This is a genomic window from Methanosarcina acetivorans C2A (assembly GCF_000007345.1).
In the GTDB taxonomy this organism is placed as follows: Archaea; Halobacteriota; Methanosarcinia; order Methanosarcinales; family Methanosarcinaceae; genus Methanosarcina; species Methanosarcina acetivorans.
Genome location: NC_003552.1, coordinates 4842078 through 4862085, shown reverse-complemented (window position 1 = coordinate 4862085; position 20008 = coordinate 4842078). Strand labels below are relative to the sequence as shown.

The window sequence follows — 20008 nt, the reverse complement described above, 5'->3', positions numbered from 1 at the left end:
TATTAAAAGTTAAGATGAAATAATAGATGAAAGTGAAATTTCACTTTAAATATTTTAGATACATTTCCCAGGCACTTTAAACCAGATTTAGAGTGCTGAAAGTTGTCATTTACACCTCTAAGCCTATACTTGATACCCCATTAAAAATCCCGAATGTGCGCTGAAAGGTGCACTATTATACAACACACGGAGGGGGAAGATTCTGATAAAAAATACTGACAAATACCCCGAACTTTTTTCAAGCATTCCACAGAGTGCCCAGCTCTCTGCCATATATAGTGATATCGATGAGCTGACAGAACTGCTTGTTGCCTATTTCAAACAAGGGATTGAAAAGGGAGAGCGCTGCCTCTGGATAGTCCCGGATTCGCTGGCATCTGAAAGTGCAAAAAATGAACTTGAGAAGGAAGGAGTGGATGTAGGGAAATACATTACTTCGTCTCATCTGGAGATTATGCCGGCAGGCACACTTTCTGAAAGTATCCTTTTGTTTGAATCTGCAGTAAAAGAACTTCTGAAAGAGGGGAGTGGGAAATCCTTTTCTGAAGGCTTTTCCGGGTTCAGAACAAATCTCGATGTTAAAGGGACCGAAAACCCCTTCAAAGCCTGTTTTGAAGGGTTAGAAAAAATCCTCGAAGATATCAGTCAGGGTAATGGAAGAAACTTCACATTTCTCTGCACTTTCCCGCTTGAAGAATTATCAGGCAGTGCACTTCTTGAGCTGGTGGAGGAAAAAGGTGTTTTAGTTAATAGAAAAGGCAAATGGGAATATCTGGTAAATACCTGCGATGTAAACGGGCAAAAAGAACTGGAAATCACTCTTCTCAAGGCAAAAAAAGATGCTGAAGCCACAAACAGGGCAAAAAACAGTTTCATTATGAATATGAGCCATGAGCTTCGGACTCCTCTAAATTCGGTAATAGGCTTTTCTGACCTGCTGCTGGAAGGAGCATTCGGGCCCCTGAATACAAAGCAATCAAAGTATGTTAACAACATCCTGATTAGCGGGAAAAACCTGCTGGAAATTATTAACAACCTGCTTGACATCTCAAGGCTTGAAGCCGGGGAAAAGACCCTCAAATATGAGAATGTGGACATTGCAAGCCTCATAGGGGATGTGAGAATGAGTCTCCTCTCGCCTGCCTCGGTTAAGAGGATAACTGTTGAGCTGAAAATAGACCCTTCTGTGGGAAATGTTCGGGCCGATATAACAAAGCTCAGGCAGATCCTGTATAATCTGGTCAGTAACGCCATAAAGTTCACTCCAGCAAAAGGAAAAGTTGTCATCAGTGCCTGTAAAAAAGAAGGGGTTCTTGAAGTCAAGGTTTCGGATACCGGAATAGGGCTTTCAAAGGATAGCCACGAAAAGATATTTATGCCCTTTACACAGGCCGATTCTTCCGCAGCCCGCGGATACGGGGGTGCAGGTCTCGGGTTATACATTGTCCGGAACTTCGTAGATCTTCACGGCGGAAAAATCTGGGTTGACTCGGAGGTCGGAAAAGGAAGTATATTTACCTTCACCCTTCCGGCAGAATAGGAAAATATCCCTCTTTCGGGGAATAATCCGAAAAAGAATAACTCTTCACTTAAAGGGAAAAATCGAAAAAAACTGACTCTACCCCTGAAGCCGGGAATTGACATCCGGGAATCAAATTGAAAACCAGAAGATCAAACTGGAAACCAGGAAATCATATTGAAATTTAGAATCCCAGCTACTTAAAAAACAAGCTGAAATTAAAAAATCCTGCAAAAAGAACCATGGCTGTAAAGGTAGCATGCAGTTGATGCTGCCTGTACTCCCAGGTTCTTCAGCAGCTTATCTGTTTTTCTGTTGCCTTCTTCTGTAAATCAGTACCCCTCCGGCAACAAGGGCGACAATCAGGATACCAGTTGCAAGCAGGCCTGAACTGCCTCCCTCATTTTCCTCAACCGGTTGAATGCGAAGATTGCTTACCAGATTTTCATGTTTGTTTATGCCGTTGCTGTAACTTGCAGAAAGGCTGAGGTTTATCGGTTCAGAGTTCCCTCCTATGTTTTCCGAAGCCGGATCTGCTATAGCATCAAACTCTATTGTGAAAAGCTCGTCAGAGTCCATTGGCCCGATGAAATATTCGGCGGGATAAAAATTTACACCTTCAGCTTCAGGTTTTATACTGACAGAGTTAAGCTCATTGGGGTGGGTGTTTGCTACATCAAACTCGAGGGTAGCTTCGCCGTTTACCAGTTTAAGTGGTTTTGAAGGGATGACCTTTACATTCGAAGAGTCAACTTCAAGCGGAATATTCTTCCGGCTGTTGTAGTCAAAAGAATTGCCTTCAATTGCAAGTTCAAGGTTGTGAGTCCCTTCATTTGCATCCTCGGAAACCATAACGTTAAATGTCAGTCTGATGCTATCCCCCGGACCAAGAAGTCCCATCTCTTCATAGGGGGCATCAAGCACAATTACTTCTTCAGACAGCGGCCTCAAAACTGCAACCTGGATCCTTGCATTGGTATCGTAGTCACTTCCATCGATGGTAACTGTGGGTGTAGTAGCTGTATTTTTAAGAGTTACCGTAACGGTGCCCCTATCTCCGGGCATAAAGACTTCGGGAGAAGAAACGATTTCCGCAAGCTCAACGGTTCCTTTGCTGTCAAAGGTCTCGGTCCCTATCCTTATATCAAAAGTTTTCTCACTCCAGGGGCTTGATTTATCTATCCTTGTCCGGATGTCAATTGTCCTGACCCCTTTCTGAGCGTTCTTGTCCACGAAAAGGTGAAACTCTTTGGATGCAAATTTTTCGGGAGCAAGAGCCCCTACATTCTGCACTGCGTTTTCCTCGGAATCAAGGGTAAATGGATACTCGGGGACTATTTCTATCTCAACATCTTCTGCTCGTTCTCTACCTACGTTTTCTACCTGAACTGTCAGGTCCAGATACTGCCCTATTTTAGCAGGGTAAGGGTTTGTTTCAACTATTGTGACTTTCAAGTTTGCGCTTGCAGTCGCCGCAGAAGCCGGAGTTGCAAAAATAAATGAGACTAAAAGCAGAAATATAACAGCAAAAGTAAACGGGGTTTTTTGTCCTCTCATTTTTATTCATCCTGATTGAATTTCTAAAATTAATTATTCAGGGTTCTCTGGATTACTCTGGATTACTCCGAGTATCCTGTCGGGGCATTATGTAGAATCATGACTTATCTGGCTTATTCCAGAATAATTCCAGCTCATTTTCCCAATCTTTCTGATCTGTTCCGAATTATTCTTGTTTATTCCGAATTATTCTGGACTATTCCATCTTTTACGAGTACTATTCTGTCAGCATACTTTGCAATCTCAGGGTCATGCGTAATCATCACGATAGTCCTGCCATCTTCATTAAGTCTGGTAAACATGCTGAGGATTTCGCAGCCTGTCTTCGAGTCAAGATTTCCTGTAGGTTCATCCGCAAGGAGGATTGCCGGGTCATTGATCAGAGCTCTGGCAATAGCTACTCTTTGCGATTGCCCTCCTGAAAGTTCTCCTGGCTTATGGTGCATTCGGTCCTCAAGTCCGACCATTTTAAGAAGGTCTTTTGCCCTCTTACGCGCATTCACCCCCTCCCTGGTGTTAGCGTAGGTTGGCAGTTCAACATTTTCAAGAGCGGTAAGCCTTGGGATCAGGTTGAATGTCTGGAATACAAAGCCTATCTCAAGCCCCCTGAGCTTGGCAACTTCCTTATCGGATAATGTATTGATATCAAGCCCTTTAATTATGATCTTTCCTTCTGTAGGTCTGTCAAGAAAACCTATAAGGTTCATAAGGGTACTTTTTCCTGAGCCTGAAGGACCCATTATAGCAAGAAACTCTCCTTCCCATACTGTAAGATTAATGTCATGGAGAATTGGAACTTCCATATCTCCCAGAGTATAACTCTTTTTTACATTGATTACCTCTATTACCGGGGTTCCTTTATGGGGATTTCCTCCTCCGCTCCCTCTTTCCGGGCGACTTGAACGGGGCAGTTCGCACTTAATGTGGTCTTCATCTGAATTTCCCCTATCTGGAGTTTCATCAGAGGCAAGCAAGTTTTCTTCCGGAGGCATCTCTTCTTCATTTCCACTGCTTCTGCCTGCTTCCGGATTTGAATCTTCGGGAGAAGAAACTTCATGATCGAGTATTTCAGTTTTCATGTCCACTTCGCCATTCTTCTAACTTTAAATATATTATCCCACTGAGTGCTACACAATATCAATATTTCTTGGTTTTAAGCTTTAAAATGTTTGTTATCTATTTATTTTTATAATCTAAAATCTGCAAAAGAATTAGTTCTCTGTATTCAGTTTTTTAAGGTTTTCGATCCTTTTCTCATGTTTGCTTCGAGGCTTGAACAGAGCTCTATTGTGAGTATGAGATTTTTTATTTTCTTATTTTGTGTCAGTTTATATGGAGCTCATCCCAAAACCTATTTTATCCCTGTATCGGTCAAAATTTCAGAATTATTTTCATTATCTGTGACTCGATTGACTATTTCAGATTCAAGATTCGGAGAGCCGATTTTGAGTTTTGGGATAAGCTCATTGATAAAAAAGCTGAAAAATAGCTGAAAGAAAAGCTGAAAAATAGCTGAAAAGAAAAATTGGAATACAAATACTGGCAGCATAACAACTGGACTATGAAAAAGTTAAAGGATGCTGAAAAAAGAAATATGAAGATTAAGGGTCATTTCTTTGAACAAATCCCTTACTCATACCTTAAAGCATCCACAGGATTCATGTTTGCAGCTTTCCTTGCGGGATACAGCCCTGCTCCTACACCTACAAGGACCGAAACCAGAATCCCGATTTCAATCAGCTTGAAAGGAAATACCGGTGGAAGTTTGAGGGCTTCTTCAATGATGTAGGCTCCAAACCCTCCTATTGCAGTCCCCATCAGGCCCCCGAAGACGCTTACCATCACGGATTCAAGCAAAAAAAGGGATTGAATATTGGAACTGCTGTAACCTACGGACTTCATGATCCCTATTTCTCTCGTACGTTCGGTAACTGTTACAAGCATGATATTCATGATCCCTATAGAACCCACGAATAGTGAGACTAAAGCAAGGACGAGCAGGAAGGAACTTAAGGCATCTCCCAGTGCTCCGGTCTCTTCAAGGACATCTACCTGGTCGATTATGACATAGGGTTTTGAGTCGTCATTCCCGATATCCCTTTGAGGAATTCCGAAGTTCCGGGCAAGCCTTTTATCCACTTCATCCGAAACAGTGCCGATATTTTCAGAGCTTTCGGCCATCGCAAAGAGGGCTCCATAGTCTTCTTCTCCGGTCATCTCATTCATGACTGAAATAGGGATATAAACTATCATGTCCGTACTGCCGTCTCCACCGAGAATAGTTTCTTTTGAATCTTCCAGAACCCCTTTAACTTTGAAGCTTTTTTCTATAAGGGTGCCGTCTTCCTGTCGGAATGCAATATCCACAGTGCTTCGATGTGAGATACTCCTGCCAAATTCTTCTTTTGCAAGGTCATACCCAAGAACGGTAGAGTAAATATCCTTATCAGTCAGGAAACTTCCTTCTTCCATCTCAATTCCCTGGATTTCCTGAAAGTCCCCATTCACTCCCACGATGCTCACGCTTTTAGTATCCGAAAGATAGCTAATTTCTCCAGACACTGTTTTCCTGGGAGAAACTCCGGAAATTCCTGGAGTATTTTCAATCATTTCAAGTTCGCTGTCATAAAATATGTTAGGCTGGTCGCTATATGCAATTATAAAATTTGAGCCAACAGAGGTGACCTCATCGGTAAAAAATTGGTTAAAGCTGGCTCCAAGGGATGCATTTATGATTACTGCTGCAACCCCTATCACAATTCCGAGTGTTGTGAGTGCAGACCGAAGCTTGGAGCTGCTTATACTCCCGGAAGCAATGCGAGTAGCCTGTACAAATTGTATCATATTTTTCCCCCGCAAATATGATATTTAGCAAATCTTCATCTGCTTATTGTTTTTTCTTTTTATATATCAGGAAGGCTGCAGGGATAAAGACTGCAATAACTCCTCCTGCAATTGCAACTGTAGAATTTGTTTCAGCAGGCATGGAGTCAGGTTCAAGTTTCAGGTTTCCTGCAACATTTTCGTGCCTGTTAATCCCATTGTTATAGGTTGCAGTTACATCCATGGTTATGGGTTCTGAAGCATCTACATCCGAGGAATCATCTATCGTTGCGTCAAACTCTATTGTGAAAAGCTCGTCAGAGTCCATTGGCCCGATGAAATATTCGGCAGGATAAAACTTTACACCTTCAGCTTCAGGCTTTATGCTGACAGAGTTAAGCTCGTTGGGGTGGGTATTTGCTACGTCAAATTCTACGGTCGCTTGCCCGCCCACCATCTGGAGTGGCTTTGAAGGAATGACCTTTATATTTGAGGAGTCAACTTTAAGCGGAATGTTCTTCCGGCAACTGTAGTCATAAGAGTTGCCCTCGATTGCAAGTTCAAGATTGTGAGTTCCTTCACTGGCATCCTCTTCGACCTTAACATTGAAAGTCAGTTGGATACTGTCTCCCGGGCCCACAAGGCCCATTTCATAATATGGAGCTTCCAGATTCGTTATTCCATCAGATAGAGGTTTTAAAGTTGCAGCCTGTATTCTGGCATTGGTATCATAGTCCTCGTCATCGATAGTAACTGTGGTTGCGGTGGCTGTATTCTTAAGGGTTACTGTAATGGTACCCTTATCTCCAGGCATAAAGACTTCAGGAGAAGTAACGAATTCTGCAAGTTCAACTGTCCCTTTGCTAGTAAAGGTCTCAGTCCCTATCCTTATATCCACAGTTTTCTCACTCCAGGGCTTGTCCTTTTCGGTTCTGGCGCGAAGATCAATTGAACGAGTTCCTTTCTGGGCGTTTTTATCCACATACAGATAGAACTCCTTTGTAGCAGTTCTGCCAGGATTGAGAGCTCCAATGTTCTGCACGGCATTTGCCGTGGAATCCAGACTGAAAGGATACTCAGGGACTATTTCTATGTCAACGTCGTCGGCTTTGTCTCCTCCGACGTTTTCCACCTGTACGGTCAGAGTCAGGTATTCTCCTATCTTTGCAGGATAAGGATTTGTTTCAACGATCGTTATTTTCAGATTAGCACTCCCTACAGATGCAGAAGCTGGAGCCGCAAAAACGGAGGCTATAACGAGTAAAGAAAAAAAAGCCGCAATAATACGCTCTTTAATCAATTTCATGTATTCCCCACCTTAATTATATTTAATTTCCCCATCTTTTACTAGGACAACCCTGTCAGCATATTTTGCAATTTCAGGGTCGTGTGTAACTATTACTACTGTCCTCCCCTCATTGTTCAAATCCATGAATATCTGGAGGATCTCAGAACCCGTTTTCGAATCCAGGTTCCCGGTCGGTTCGTCAGCAAGGAGAATTGAAGGATTATTGATGAGGGCCCTTGCAATCGAGACCCTCTGAGATTGGCCTCCGGAAAGCTCTCCTGGCCTATGGTGCATGCGGTCCTGTAATCCCATAAGTTGCAGGAGTTCCTTTGCACGTTTTTGCGGATCGTTGCTCCTTGAATTTGCAAAAGTAGGAAGCAAAACATTCTCAATAGCAGTCAGACGAGGAACAAGGTTGAAAGTCTGAAAAACGAACCCTATCTCAAGCCCTCGGATTCGGGCTAGTTCTTCATCTGACATTCTATGCAGGTCCCTCCCCCTTATAAGGATCCTCCCTTCTGTCGGCCGATCAAGACAGCCTATCAGGTTCATAAGAGTACTTTTTCCCGAACCTGATGGGCCCATAATAGCTAGAAATTCTCCTTTTTCGATTTTCAGGTTAATATCTGAGAGTACCGGAACTTTCATGTCCCCAAGCACGTAACTTTTCATGACATTGGAAACCTCGACAACAGGAAACCTATCCCTAGGTAACCTATCCCCAGGTAACCTATCTTCAGGTAAACTATTCTTGTTAATGTTCGCATCCCCCCAATTTTACTGAGATATGATCAGAAAAAATCACTTTGAATTATCTCAATTATTTCTACTCTTATGTAAGAAAATCCATTTTAATCTATGCTCTGTAAATTTCTTTCGAAAGATTCCATTCCAAGTCCAGTTGCTGTCGATTTTTTATTGTCAGCCAGGGCTTTTAAAAGTGAACTTTGAAATTAAGCACTGGATACATTGTTTTAAACTCTTGGGCGACATTTAGTTTCAGACATGATTTGTATTAAAATTTTCAAGCATAAAAATAGGCATATTTTTGAACAGTAAAAATGGACAACAAAAATCGAATTTGGAGATTTTTTCTGGGAGCATAAGGCATTTGAAGAAAATTTATGTTCTCACCCCGATCCCTATCTATGTTATTTTTAACTGCTTTATCTCATACATCAGTTGTAATACTTGATGGAAAAACCGCAATCTCTAAATCAATCAGTTCCAAAAAGTTCTTTCTCGAGCTTGGATAGGCATTCAAATATTTAGATTGAGACCCAAACTATGGTGAAATATTCAAACACATAACAGTATAAAAAATATATACTATGTTATGAATTTACTTCCCTCTAAATCTTTAAGAACTATTATTCGTAAGGATATGTAATTCTATTCAACTTATATAATTTGTTATATATAGCTAAATATAGCCACTGCCAGATAAAAATTGGAACTGTAGATCCCGAAAATCAAGGGAATTCTTCTTAATAATCTCTCTAAGTGGATGACAGAGTGATGAGCTTTGGATGCTTGATAAAGAGGATTATAAGAAAATGTTTCAAGGAAGTGTACTCAACGTGGAGTATACAGGTATTGGCGTGGGGAAAATATGAAATTCGGAGGGAATAAACATGATCTTTGGACTCGATCTCGGCATTCTTTTTGCGATTGTTTTTGAGTTTGATCTCGGTCTGCTCTTCGGCTGGTAATCGCAATTGTTAGATTGAATTATAGTTCAGTCTATGGTACAGATGATGAAACTGGATAATTAAGAAACAAAAGAGGTAATGAAAATGTTCTTCAGTCTTGTATATTCACAGGTCATAAAATACTACGAAGCAACCTGCTTTAAACTTGTCTACTGCATCTAATCAGGTTACATCGTAAAATCATTGGGTCTCTGCCTGGACATTTGTCAAGGATGTCAGGAATTGTTTCTTAGCAATTTCCTTACAGTCCCGATTGCAGAAGGCCGCGTATAACGGGGAATGAACAAAATACAGGAAATGAGTGGAGGGAACTGGAATGTTCTTAAGTATTTCATATTCTCAGGTCATAAAATACTACGAAGCAACCTACCTCAAACTTATTTATTGCTTCTAATCAGGTTACATCGTAAAATCATTGGGTCTCTGCCTGGATGTTTGTTAAGGATGTCAGGAATTGCTTCTTAGCAATTTCCTTACAGTCCCGATTGCAGAAGGCCGCGTGTAACGGGGAATGAACAAAATACAGGAAATGAGTGGAGGGAGCTGGAATGTTCTTCAGTCTTGTATATTCACAGGTCATAAAATACTACGAAGCAACCTGCTTTAAGCTTGTCTACTGCATCTAATCAGGTTACATCGTAAAATCATTGGGTCTCTGCCTGAATGTTTGTTAAGGATGTCAGGAATTGTTTCTTGACAATTTCCTTACAGTCCTGATTGCAGAAGGCCGCGTATAACGGGGAATGAACAAAATACAGGAAATGAGTGGAGGAAACTGGAATGTTCTTCAGTCTGGTATATTCAAATGTCATAAAATACTACGAAGCAACTTGCCTCAAACTTGTCTACTGCATCTAATTAGTATCAATACTGATTAGTATCAATACTGATGGAAAATCAAAAATAAATCGTATAAAGTTGCCTGCGTTTCAGGCAACTTTATCTTTGCAAAAGAAGTCTATAATTGTTCCTTTTTTACTTTTCCTATATTTTCCTAAATATTTCCTATATTCAACCGCTTTTTTTACTTTTTTATGGCTTCTACTGTTTTAATTCACTCTTCTAAATATAAGCAAACTTACCTGCACAAAATTTGGAATTGCATCATAAAGCATCAATTTTAGGAAGAGATACAATATTTTTTAGACATTATAATTTTTTGAGAACCATTATGGGGGAGGAACTGAAGTAGTTTGATGAAATAAATGTGATTCATTGATAGTGTAGTTGTTTGCTACAGTGAAATGGTCTGTCTCAAAATATTCAAACACTATCATTTGTAAGGAACAGTCGTTCTTTACATTATATATAAATTCATAATCTACCTTTATATTGATACTTGCCTTGGGCTTAAAATTAGATATACCAGTCTTAATAAAGATAGACTATCTAATATATGGGCGTCAATCTAATACAAAGTTTCTAGCTATGGAATATGAATTCCATAAAGCCCTTAAGCTTTTTAGCTAGATATCTCTGCAATTGTTTGATGTCTACTACAGTTCAAGGAGAGGTGTCTGGGAGTATAAGCGAAATGGGGGGCTGGAGAAGAGAACCGGTACATCACTGAAAATTGGGGGTCAGTGTCAGTTTAAGAGCTTATCTCAAAACTATGATTTGTTCTTTGAATCTTGGAGTTTGGAGAACCGGTCAAATTTCAGTTAGTGAAGATAATCTGAAAAACTTCAATAATTTGAATAAAACAGGTTTGGGATCAGCTCTACGGGAAATTGTTTGGAACGAGGACGAACAGAATTCCAGGAGTGGAGGGAATTATAATGTTTTTCTATTTAGACTACACAAAGATAACTTTCTATATAGAGGTAGTAAAGCTGAGAATAATTTATCTCAGTGGCTATGGAGCCCTTGACAGGTAAGCTTCATGTTTGAATGTTCAATGGTCAGCCTTTGAATTATGGGGCAGTACGCTTCAGAGCGCCTACTAAATGAAGGGTGGAGGCATCCTTGCTGTCCCATTGGAAACGGCAGTCCAGAACAATCTTACGAGATTAATTGTTCGGAAGAAGAAGTGAATAAGCATAGAACTTCAGCCGGAATAAATCTTGAATAGGGCAATTTTCCTCCTTGGCTTATAACTCAACCTGGAGATTTATTTCGGTTGAAGAACCAAAATATTTAGGGCTGTTAACATATCAAGACTGTTAACAAATCAATTATGAATCATGAAGAGAGACAGATTGATATTTATTGAATCATGAAGAGAGACAGATTGATATTTATTGAATCATGAAGAGAGACAGATTGATATTTATTGAATCATGAAGAGAGACAGATTGATATCTATTTTATATTTTTATGAGGTAACTTTTCTGAAAAACAGATAGCTTTTCCTGAAATCTTCTTTAGGCTGTTCCTGATAACAGGTGAATATTATTTCCAAATATTCGAAATTTCAAAAAAATAAGAAAAAGAATAAGTTTAAAAATGGAAAATTATTTTTTCGTATTTCTTGGTCTGCTGGGATTTCTTGGTCTGCCGTTGCTACGCCCGTTGTTAGAACCTTTTAGGCTTCTTCCTTTTGATTTCTGGGCAAGTTCCACAAAGGGTTTTCTGCCTCTTCTTTTGTTTTTAAAGATTTCGAGCAGAGCTTCAGCCTGGGCAAAGGGCAGGGTTACAAAGGAGAAGTGAGGGAAAATCTCTGCATCCCTCACTTTAAGTTCGCTGTCTCCAAGTTCTTCCTGAATAAAGTATGAAAGTTTTTCCGGACTCATGCCATCGGCTTTTCCCATGGCTATGAAGAGCCTGGTTTTTCCTTTCCTGTCGACATAGGAGCTGGGGCTGGAAATCTCCGTATACATACTTTCGTCGAACTTTTCTTTGAAAGTGTATTTCAAAAGGGCAGCCAGGATTTTCTCTGCGGGGTATTCCTCAAGGAGCCTTTCACTCATTTCGAGGCAGTCCCCGTATTCTTCTGTCTTTATGGTCTCTTCGAGTTCGGCTTTTACTCTCGCCCTTTTGGCTTTAATTACATCTTTTATTTCGGGGATGCGACCTTTCTTCATTTCGGACTTTGAGGTCTTTTTTATGTAAGTGAGCCGCCTGAACTCGGTGGATGTAACAAAGGTGATAGCAGTTCCCTGTTTGCCTGCCCTTCCGGTCCTTCCTATCCTGTGCACGTAAGACTCAGGGTCCTGGGGCAGGGAATAGTTGATAACATGGGTCAGATCCATGATATCGATACCTCTTGCTGCAACATCGGTTGCGACAAGAACGTTTATCTTCTGCTTCCTGAACTTGTTCAGGATTTTTTCCCTTTCCTGCTGGGAGAGGTCTCCGTGCAGGGCATCGGCTTCATAGCCTCTGTCGCTGAGTTTCTGGGCAAGCTGGCCGGTGTCGGTCTTTGTCCGGCAGAAAACGAGCCCGTAGAATTCGTCTTCGATATCGATGATTCTGCTGAGAGCTTCAAACTTGTCGTTTTCCTGAACCTCGAAATAGATCTGTTCGGTCAGCTTTGCTGCAAGCTCCTCTTTCTCAATTGTAACATGCTCGTAGTTCTGCATATACTTCTTGACGATTCCAAGAATTGGCTTTGGCATTGTGGCTGAAAAGAAGAGCATCCTTTTATCAGGACCTGTTGCCTTTAAGATTTCCTTAATATCGTCAATGAAACCCATGTTCAGCATTTCGTCAGCTTCGTCAAGTACGAAATACGCGATATGTTCGAGGTCCAGGCTCTTTCTTTCGAGGTGATCGATGATCCTTCCGGGGGTCCCTACGACAATGTCCACTCCGCTCTTCAGTACGCGGAGCTGCTGGGTCATGGACTGCCCGCCGTAAATCGGCACGACGTGAAGCTTTTTGTCTCCTTTTATGGAGTTGAGCTCCTCTGAAACCTGAATTGCAAGTTCCCTTGTAGGAGTCAGGATTATTGCCTGAACGTATCCTGATTTTTCAGGGATTTTTTCTATAATGGGGGCTCCGAAAGCGGTTGTTTTTCCTGTTCCTGTCTGAGCCTGTCCTATAATATCAGATTCTCCTTTCAAAAAAAGAGGGATGACTTTTTCCTGAATCGGGGTTGGTTCTTCGAAACCTTTCTTTTTGAGGGCTTTCAATGTACTGTCCGAGAGCCCAAGCGCCTTAAATTTTGCTAATTTTTCCATGTACTCACTCTAGAATTTACAATTATTTTTTACAGGTCTTGCAGACTGCAAACCTGTTATTTACATGCTATCTGCCGCATACCCGGCAGTTCCTTTATGGAAAAGCCCACTTATCAAAGCCGGTTACATGATACCGCTGAAAACAGGTAAACACGCCGTACAAATGGTTATCTCCCCGGGATGCGCAAGTTGCCTAAAAGCCAGGGAAATTCCGAATTAATTTACATAAACTTATACAGCAAAAAAATGGATTTCTTGGATAAGTTCCGGACAATTTTGAATTTTTCCCCGTGATACAGGCAAATGAGTAATTAGACCGCGATCTTTTACTCCTGTGGATACTCACTACACCCATTCCCTGTATATAATTCTTTGCTACCTTTCAGGCAGGAATCTCCCGGAATGAACGTAAAATCCGGGGAAAATCCGAAATTGAAGATTTTGTGTTCGGAATCAAAAAAATGTTGTATTTTAACGTATTAATTCCCATAGGTCAGGGCTACTCAGTACCAGCCTTTAAGATGGAGCTCGTCTGTCAGCATTTCCTTCAAAAGGTTCAGCCTGTCAATGGAGTTCCGGATCTGCTCTGGCTTATCCAGCAGCTCTTCACAACCTGTTTCTTCCTGAATGGTCGTAATCCTCAGGAGTTCGGCAAAATTTACGCATTCATCCAGAAAGCTGTTGAACAACCTGCGAGCCTGTACGAAATAATCCGAAGTCCTGAAGTCCGGCTGGAGGGTTTTTTCGTATTCCGCTCTCTGCTTCATCTCTGCAGCCAGTACCCGGGCTTCAACATAGTCCCTGGCGTTCAGACTATTTCCCAAATTCTGCAGGGTTGTTCCTGTTTGCTGGATAAAATACGCAACTTCAAAAGCCCACTGCTTGTCATAGTTAGTTTCAGTTCCGGAGTTAAAAGAAATTGAATTCATCTGCCGGGTTCATCTCCTGTTACGTCTTTATTTTCAGCCTCTGATAATAATAACCTTTCTACTTTGCCCAACCGGGTTCTACCTTTTACTGTTGGATGTTTCAGGAATACGGATATATTTTAATACTTGCACATGAATTTTTTTCTTAGAATTGGGTGCGGAATACAATGGAACTAAAATACGTTGTCAGGGAAGGTGAAATTTCGGATCTGCACAAAGTTGTGGCCCTTTACAGGACTGTTGCATCCCGTTCAGGTGGAATCGCAAGGGAAGCCGATGAAGTTACAGAAGCATACGTCAGAAGCTTCATTGAAAAAAGTCTTGAATCGGGTATTATCCTGACAGTTGAGAACCCCGAAAAGCCTGACACTCTCATTGCAGAGGTCCATACTTATAAGCCCGGAATAAAAGTTTTTGCCCATATCTTCAGTGACCTGACAATTGCTGTACATCCTGATTATCAGGGAAAATGGATAGGGAAACTTCTCTTCGGGACCCTTTTGCAGGAAACAATATCAAAGCACTCTGAGGTAATGAGAGTCGAACTTCTCGTAAGGGAAAGCAATAAAAGGGCTATTGAATTCTATGAGAAGTTCGGTTTTAATATTGAAGGCCGGCTTGAAAACAGGATTTGCGATAAAACAGGGAAACTGGAGGCGGATATCCCTATGGGATGGACCTTTTCTGCATGCTGGCAGCAGGTTTGAAAGACTGTGGGAGCATGAGATAAATCTGCCTTCTCTTTTTAACTTCCACATTTTTTCTGATATTTCTTTTCATCAATTATTTTTGATACCCATCCACGGGTTTTTAAGGTCTGATCTTCAATATTATATGCAGGAATTAATTAAGGATTAGGAATTTATCGAGTTAAGGAGGCAGGACAATGGAAGACGAAAAGAACACTTTGCCAGAAGGAGAACTTCCTGAAAAAGAGGAATCAAGTTCTGAAATGGACGAACAGGAGGATAATGAAGACCTTCTGTACACGCACAAGCCCGAATCTCGCGGCAATGAAATGCGCTGGAACACTACTTTGTGCAGAAGACCCGGGCGTTGACCCCTCAAAGGTTTCTTGAACCTATTTCGGGTCTAAAGGTTTGAGTGCCGACTACTTTTTAACGTCTATGTAACGTCCTGGCGCAACTTCTTTGTGTAACATCGGTTGTGTAACTTCTTCTTGTGTACTACTTGATACATATGTTTAGAACCTATTTATTCTATTTTCACTTCAACCCGGAGGAATTTAAGTGTCATTTTTAAACGAAATGTTGCCTGAAACTGCTGAAGCTTTCGGGCAGATGAGAAATTCAATTTTCAAAGACGGTTTTCTTGACCTCAAAACAAAAGAGTTGATCGCCATTGCCTCTTCGGTGCTCATGCGCTGTCAGTTCTGTGTCGATGTACACTCTCAGAGGGCTGCTGCTGCGGGAGCTGCAAAAGAAGAAATTGCCGAAGCCATATCAGTTGCAATGTTTGTTGCTGCAGGGTCACAAATTGGATGGACGAACGTGTATGGTGAAAATGTATACGATAAGATTTTTGAAAAGGATGGAGAAGAAGAGGACTGCTGTTGTTGCTGTGAGGATTGAAGTCTTTTATCTCCGAAATTCATTTTTTTATTTGCAGTTCTTCGTTGATCTATTGCTTACATGTTTTTATTCCTTTTTTTCTCCTGCATTTGTTTTACAATCTTCAATTTGTTTTACAAGCTGCAAAATATTTGCGAATTCAGGTTTCAATCTGTAGAACCGCCATTTTGAACTGTTATAGGCTTCGACGATCCCGCAGTTTTTCATAATTGCCAGGTGATGAGAAACCAGGTTCTGCCTCTCGTTTAATTTAAATCTCAGTTCACAAACACAGTGATCTCGCTGAGATAGAAAATAAGCAATTTTCAGTCTTATCGGATGCCCGAGAGCGCTGAATACTTCACTGGCTTTTTTAATGTCATTGTCCAGAAAATCTACTTCCTGGAGCATTTTCTCTTCCCATTCCTTTTTTTTCTCGGGGTCTGCAGGGCAGCAATAGCTCATAAATAAAAGAAGTTAAGTTTTCTAAATAAGGATTTTCATAGCAGTTCTGTCTGGTCTTAAGTGTTTTCTTATTCTATTTTCGATCTTTTCCAGAGCCTGGTTTCATTTATATTGATAGGCTTTTTCAAACTTCGCCTCTTATCTGTGAAAAGTATATTACTGTGAAAGTTAGCACTCTAAAAAGAAGAAACTTTTATTCGAAAGCTATAAATATTTCTGTACAAATGAGTGAAATTAGTTCTCTTATCATCTTGAAATCACAAGCCTATTAGCTTAAAAACTAAAAAATTATGCATTGTAAGGCTTCTATTGTCTGGAGAATAGGTATAATTTAAGCAGGACTTTGAGGTATAATAAGCATGTCGAAACCAAAATCTGTCTGGGAAGAGTTCTTTACAGGTAAGAGAAGCGGTGGCCACAGGTCTTCGGCTGAGGAGTTCATTTCCAAGGAGGCCAGGGAAAAACTCTTCCATCTGGATGGAGGGAAAACACTTCTTGACTTTGGTTGTGGGGCCGGTGAGCTTCTGGTTTATTATGCACTCGAATATGAAAGGCTTGTGGGTGCCGATTTTTCCGAATCGATGCTTGATGAAGCAAGTAAAAGAATCAGGGCCAGAAAGTGTGAAAATATAACTTTAATCCTTGCTGACGATAAAACTGTCTGGGAAAAGCTTGATTTCTCCTTTGACCGAATAACTGCAGCCGGAGTGATCCAGTACCTCACATATGAAGAAGTTGATAATTTTATTTCCAATGCATCTGAGCATCTTAATAAGGGAGGTAAAATAGTACTTTTTGACTTACTGGACCCTCGCTTATACCCGTTATGGAAAATAGGGTACTTCTCACGAAATTTTGGGTGCCGTACACTCTTTTGCAAAATAGGATTTGAAGCTTTCACTGTTGTATCCGCGAGCTTAAAAAATCGCCCGAGAGATATTCTAGGATATGCTCATAAACCCTGTACGATAGAAAAGATTGCAAATAAACACGGGTTTAAGATGGAGTATGTGCAGTCCATGTATTACGAGTACAAATACCATGCAATAATGTCTCGTGAGTAATAATGCACTACTGTTGCACTACTATTCAATAATATTTATTGAGTATGGTTATTTCGATTGACTAAAATGATTTCTTTCCGAACTATTCATTATTTGTTCTGTTGGAGGAACTGGTATTTCCCGTGGCACAGTTGATCCCGAAAATCCTGAGAATATTGGTCAGGGTAGTATCACTCTGTTTTTACAGGATTACTCTAAAAATGACAGTATTCCGAATAACGTATTCATAGCCAAACTTCACGGGAATAAGCCTTATGACCGGTTATATTCAGCAATTTACGGGACGCTGAAAACGCAGGTTCTTTCTAATGATTTTTCAAATGGGCTGAAGTATAAAACTACAAAAGACCCCGGTTTATCTCCCTGCGGCTTGTTTCCAGTTGCGGATGCTGTTTTCGGTTCTGGAATAAATAGATGCACGGGAAACTTAGTGAAATATCCAGATATCCACAGGTTTTGTGAAGCTTCTGCTTTTCCGCCTATCCACTACCAGGGACAGCCAAGGCAAACAGGGTCGCTCTACATCTGCAGGCTTACCCCAATGGTTAAATGTACTTATCAGATTTCGATAGATATAAATACGGACAGTCTTCACAATTTTATTGAACTTAACAGCCCGGGTTCAAAGCTGGCAATTCAGGAGACAAATAACGGGATTATATTAAAAAGTTATTTTGAAAGCTCATCCGGTGATATCGGATCTGAAACCATATTTCTGGGGGATTCCGCAGAAAAGCTTGATTTTGAAATTACGTTTGACGGATGCAGCAAGACAAACACGATATTCGCAAAAGACGGAAAATATATCACGACTCCTTTTTATAATTTTGAGAGGCAAAGGCTACCGTATATTGATTTCTCAATCGGGTATCTCAGGTTCACATCTTTTCTCGCTGGAAAAGGAAAATACCTCGATGTCAATATATACCGCATAAGCCAGAGAGCAGACCGAAAATTCATAACCGCAATCGGAGACCGCACTCTTGTTCCTTTCGGGCTTGACGGGCCTCATGTAAGAAATACTACTGAGAAGGGTATACGCTACCTCAACAGCAAAAACAACAGAGGCACAATCTGGTTTGATATAGAGCTTCTTGAGCAGTGCAGTGAGTCAGACCTTGAATACCTGCGCGATCTGGTTGTTAATTGTTCCTGGGATGCAGGAGTACACTACTCTGAAGAATTAAACAGCCTTCCTCATGAGCAGGCCTGTAAAGTAATGGATGAAGGATACTCATATGTTTATGAAAAAATAGGAAGGAAGCCGACAAGCTGGTGTTCCATGAGGAACCGGGACAATATTACACACGCAATTTATGCATATGAAAATCTGGGGATGTTCTGGAGAAACGGAGCTTCGGGAATTCATGCGGAAAGAGATATTGGAAATCTGGATGATGATACCTGGGCATGGTGGGAGCCGGCATTCGGGGCAGGCATGGTTTATCCGGCTTTCACCCACGAACTCGACTTGGAGCCAGCTATAAAATACTCAATCAGCCGCTCAAAATTCCAGAACTGGGTGGATAACTACAATTCAAATAAGATGACCATAGTATCGTTTTTCGAGTACAATCGGATCGGTCGCAATACGTATGATGCCAGTTTTGACATTTTGAAATACACAGAGAACTTTTTCGTGTTTAGTGCCCATACAAAAGGCTTTGATGCTCTGGTAAATGTAAATATAAGTGCCGGAGAAAACACTAGGGTCTGCGATAATACCTTAGAACAGTTTCTCAGTTATAAACTCGAGCAGGATAAGTCAATTACGTTCCGGGTTAAAAACAATCATACTTACAGCGTGTATCTGGATAACGCTGATAAAGAGTGTGATTGTCCCGTAGACTAATATTATCCGTAGACTTATGGCAGTTCCAAGGTATTTTTGCAGACCCTGGTGGTTTGCAGGCAGATTTTTGTTGCCTGACTCCACTCATCCATAAGTTCAGGTATTATTGAATTCGATACTGATACTTCCGGCTTTTTTTGCCAGGGACTTTGCCATAAACCCGCTTTCAAGCTTGCAGAGGTTAAGTACGGCGCAGGGAACCAGGCAGTTTGAGGAACACTGCGCTTCCTGCGCTCTATCGATCACGTAGTTGTTTTTGATATCTAGGGTTTCCATCATGGGAATCTCCATATGCGAAAACTTTTTTATTTTCTCACAGGGGGTTTCGATGTCCACAATAATCTTATCCCCTTTCATACTCCCCCTAATTTTGTGTGTAAAACCGCAGATTGTAGAGTTTACTGTAATTTCTGTCAAGTGCTTGTCTCCTGATGTTTTTCTCTAAGAGCGTGTCTTAAAATTCAATTTGATTATACAATTGGGATAGGACTCATGTATTTGGATTGAAAAACGGTAGAATTGAACCGTTAAATGTCTAAAGTTTAAATTTTAACCATGATGTCTAATGCATTTGATATTATGCATCGAGCGAATAAGTAAGATCTAATTAATTTACGGAGTAAACTTAAGATCAACAATGCGTACTACCCAAATGTAGAAATGATTTGAATTTTAAGACAGCCTCTAAGAGTTTTTCTAAGCAATTTTAGTGTTGCTTTTATGTTCTCTATTATATTCTTGTTTTTCTATTTTCCTTTTTATTATTTTTCTCTGTTTTTATAGCGCAAGTAAGGTCGAGAGGACTCGAATTAGATTTGAAAGTCTCTGATCTAATTAGGCACTTGCTTCTTTATAAAATTCCTCTGAATCCGTTCTGATTTCTTCATAAAATGATGAAAATTTCCACCCGGAGGAAGTTTTATCCTGCTTTTTTCATCAAAAACGCACATGAAATTCTCTGAATAACAGGCACAATAAATGAAAGGTAAAGTACTTTCATATCGTGCGACAAGAAGTTATGTCATGAATTGCTAAGATGCTGCCCTTTCCATTTGGGGTAACCCTACCAGAATGTGCGTCATCAGTAATGATGGGGTGCAAAGCTTC

At 40.7% G+C, this 20008-nt stretch carries 15 protein-coding genes; 6 read left to right on the top strand and 9 right to left on the bottom strand.

The window, feature by feature from the left end:
* The first annotated feature begins 160 nt into the window (after positions 1 to 160).
* Positions 161 to 1540: an ATP-binding protein gene (locus MA_RS20675; protein ID WP_394295995.1), complete on the top strand. Its 1380-nt coding sequence runs from the start codon at positions 161 to 163 to the stop codon at positions 1538 to 1540.
* Positions 1541 to 1819: 279 nt separating this feature from the next.
* On the opposite strand, the gene MA_RS20670 is transcribed toward MA_RS20675, so the two are convergent.
* From MA_RS20670 to MA_RS20630, 7 genes are all read right to left on the bottom strand, one after another.
* Complete coding sequence (locus tag MA_RS20670; protein ID WP_048065858.1) at positions 1820 to 3076, bottom strand: COG1361 S-layer family protein; 1257 nt, start codon at positions 3074 to 3076, stop codon at positions 1820 to 1822.
* A 176-nt stretch (positions 3077 to 3252) separates the two neighbouring features.
* The gene (locus MA_RS20665; RefSeq protein WP_193589536.1) at positions 3253 to 3879 is read right to left on the bottom strand and encodes an ABC transporter ATP-binding protein; all 627 of its coding nucleotides are present in this window, start codon (positions 3877 to 3879) and stop codon (positions 3253 to 3255) included.
* A gap of 826 nt (positions 3880 to 4705) precedes the next feature.
* Positions 4706 to 5920, bottom strand: a complete 1215-nt coding sequence (locus MA_RS20655; protein WP_048065855.1) for an ABC transporter permease — start codon at positions 5918 to 5920, stop codon at positions 4706 to 4708.
* Positions 5921 to 5963: 43 nt separating this feature from the next.
* A complete protein-coding gene (locus MA_RS20650; protein WP_011023854.1) occupies positions 5964 to 7205 on the bottom strand; it encodes a COG1361 S-layer family protein in 1242 nt (413 codons plus the stop codon).
* A 12-nt stretch (positions 7206 to 7217) separates the two neighbouring features.
* Entirely contained in the window at positions 7218 to 7859 is a 642-nt protein-coding gene (locus MA_RS20645) for an ABC transporter ATP-binding protein (protein WP_011023853.1), read from the bottom strand.
* Between the two features lie 3493 nt (positions 7860 to 11352).
* Positions 11353 to 13020 carry a DEAD/DEAH box helicase gene (locus MA_RS20635; protein WP_011023852.1) on the bottom strand — a complete coding sequence of 556 codons (1668 nt, stop codon included), beginning with the start codon at positions 13018 to 13020 and terminating at the stop codon, positions 11353 to 11355.
* Between the two features lie 503 nt (positions 13021 to 13523).
* Positions 13524 to 13949, bottom strand: a complete 426-nt coding sequence (locus MA_RS20630) for a hypothetical protein (RefSeq protein ID WP_048065853.1) — start codon at positions 13947 to 13949, stop codon at positions 13524 to 13526.
* Between the two features lie 167 nt (positions 13950 to 14116).
* On the opposite strand from MA_RS20630, the gene MA_RS20625 reads away from it, so the two are divergent.
* The 3 genes from MA_RS20625 to MA_RS20620 all read left to right on the top strand — a co-directional run bounded on the left by MA_RS20625 (position 14117) and on the right by MA_RS20620 (position 15541).
* Complete coding sequence (locus tag MA_RS20625; RefSeq protein WP_048065852.1) at positions 14117 to 14656, top strand: GNAT family N-acetyltransferase; 540 nt, start codon at positions 14117 to 14119, stop codon at positions 14654 to 14656.
* A gap of 179 nt (positions 14657 to 14835) precedes the next feature.
* The gene (locus MA_RS27595) at positions 14836 to 15009 is read left to right on the top strand and encodes a hypothetical protein (protein ID WP_157860359.1); all 174 of its coding nucleotides are present in this window, start codon (positions 14836 to 14838) and stop codon (positions 15007 to 15009) included.
* Positions 15010 to 15199: 190 nt separating this feature from the next.
* Entirely contained in the window at positions 15200 to 15541 is a 342-nt protein-coding gene (locus MA_RS20620; protein WP_011023849.1) for a carboxymuconolactone decarboxylase family protein, read from the top strand.
* 66 nt (positions 15542 to 15607) lie between these two features.
* On the opposite strand, the gene MA_RS20615 is transcribed toward MA_RS20620, so the two are convergent.
* A complete protein-coding gene (locus MA_RS20615; RefSeq protein WP_011023848.1) occupies positions 15608 to 15985 on the bottom strand; it encodes an ArsR/SmtB family transcription factor in 378 nt (125 codons plus the stop codon).
* Positions 15986 to 16344: 359 nt separating this feature from the next.
* On the opposite strand from MA_RS20615, the gene MA_RS20610 reads away from it, so the two are divergent.
* On the top strand, positions 16345 to 17049 hold the full coding sequence (locus tag MA_RS20610) for a class I SAM-dependent methyltransferase (protein WP_011023847.1): 705 nt from the start codon (positions 16345 to 16347) through the stop codon (positions 17047 to 17049).
* Between the two features lie 430 nt (positions 17050 to 17479).
* Positions 17480 to 18901 (top strand): hypothetical protein, encoded by a 1422-nt coding sequence (locus MA_RS20605; RefSeq protein ID WP_226990673.1) that lies wholly within the window; start codon positions 17480 to 17482, stop codon positions 18899 to 18901.
* A gap of 96 nt (positions 18902 to 18997) precedes the next feature.
* On the opposite strand, the gene MA_RS20600 is transcribed toward MA_RS20605, so the two are convergent.
* A complete protein-coding gene (locus tag MA_RS20600; protein ID WP_011023845.1) occupies positions 18998 to 19318 on the bottom strand; it encodes a DUF6951 family protein in 321 nt (106 codons plus the stop codon).
* Between the last annotated feature and the right edge of the window lie 690 nt (positions 19319 to 20008).